This is a genomic window from Planctobacterium marinum (assembly GCF_020687805.1).
Lineage (GTDB): Bacteria > Pseudomonadota > Gammaproteobacteria > Enterobacterales > Alteromonadaceae > Planctobacterium > Planctobacterium marinum.
Genome location: NZ_JAJEWQ010000021.1, coordinates 1 through 1170, shown reverse-complemented (window position 1 = coordinate 1170; position 1170 = coordinate 1). Strand labels below are relative to the sequence as shown.

General features: G+C 44.4%; 2 tRNA genes and 2 rRNA genes. All 4 read left to right on the top strand.

The window, feature by feature from the left end:
* Nucleotides 1-67 (top strand): 16S ribosomal RNA (locus tag LJ740_RS23045); the annotation flags it as partial.
* 107 nt (nt 68-174) lie between these two features.
* Nucleotides 175-251 (top strand) — tRNA-Ile (locus LJ740_RS23040).
* Nucleotides 252-361: 110 nt separating this feature from the next.
* Nucleotides 362-437 (top strand) — tRNA-Ala (locus LJ740_RS23035).
* A 345-nt stretch (nt 438-782) separates the two neighbouring features.
* Nucleotides 783-1170 (top strand): 23S ribosomal RNA (locus LJ740_RS23030); the annotation flags it as partial.

The following is a 1170-nucleotide window of genomic DNA, read 5'->3' as shown; positions in this document are numbered from 1 at the left end:
TTTCATGACTGGGGTGAAGTCGTAACAAGGTAACCCTAGGGGAACCTGGGGTTGGATCACCTCCTTACGTAAAGGTGTCGAATTGAATTCAATTCGATGTTCACACAGATTGTTTTATTGTTTAAAAGTAAAGAAGTTCGAAGACAGCCTTAGCCGACGGCTCAGGTGCATTGAAGGCCTGTAGCTCAGCTGGTTAGAGCGCACCCCTGATAAGGGTGAGGTCGGCAGTTCAAGTCTGCCCAGGCCTACCAAAATTCCATTACTCTTCGTTGTTTGACTCGTCGTTTAGCAGGCTAAACGTCCTCGCCAAACGCCTCGATTAATGAAATTTACATTGTTTCCCAGTCTTCGAAAATATTGAGGGGCTATAGCTCAGCTGGGAGAGCGCCTGATTTGCATTCAGGAGGTCAGCAGTTCGATCCTGCTTAGCTCCACCACTCTTCTTTACACAGACTGAAATGCCTTAATGAATAGGCCCGGACTTATCGCAAGTGCTGAGATTATTCATTAGGGTTTTTGTCTGAATTGCTCCATGCAATTACAGAGCTTTCCTCCTTCCATGGAGGTCATACTCTAAAGTGTTCTTTAACAAACTGGAAAAGCTGATAAATCATCGATATTGATGTGTTGCGTAAGTGATGCATTTGATATCAACCAAGTATGTATTTTTTAAAAATTTAGGGTAAACGATAGCGTTTTACTCTATCTGACATAGGCGAGTTACAGTCAACTGCAATTCTTGGATTACAAAGTGGCAACATTGAGTGATACAGGGGTTGTATGATTAAGTGACTAAGCGTATACGGTGGATGCCTTGGCAGTCAGAGGCGATGAAGGACGTGTAAATCTGCGAAAAGCGTAGGTAAGGTGATAAAACCCGTTATAACCTACGATGTCCGAATGGGGAAACCCGGCCTTAGGGTCATCTGTAACTGAATTCATAGGTTGCAGAAGCAAACGAGGGGAACTGAAACATCTAAGTACCCTCAGGAAAAGAAATCAATTGAGATTGCCTTAGTAGCGGCGAGCGAACGGGTAACAGCCGATGGTTTATGTTGTAGTGGAATCTTCTGGGAAGTTGAGCGATACAGGGTGATAGCCCCGTACACGAAGCAGCATAAAGCACATATTAAGTAGGACGGGACACGTGTTATCTTGTCTGAAGATGGG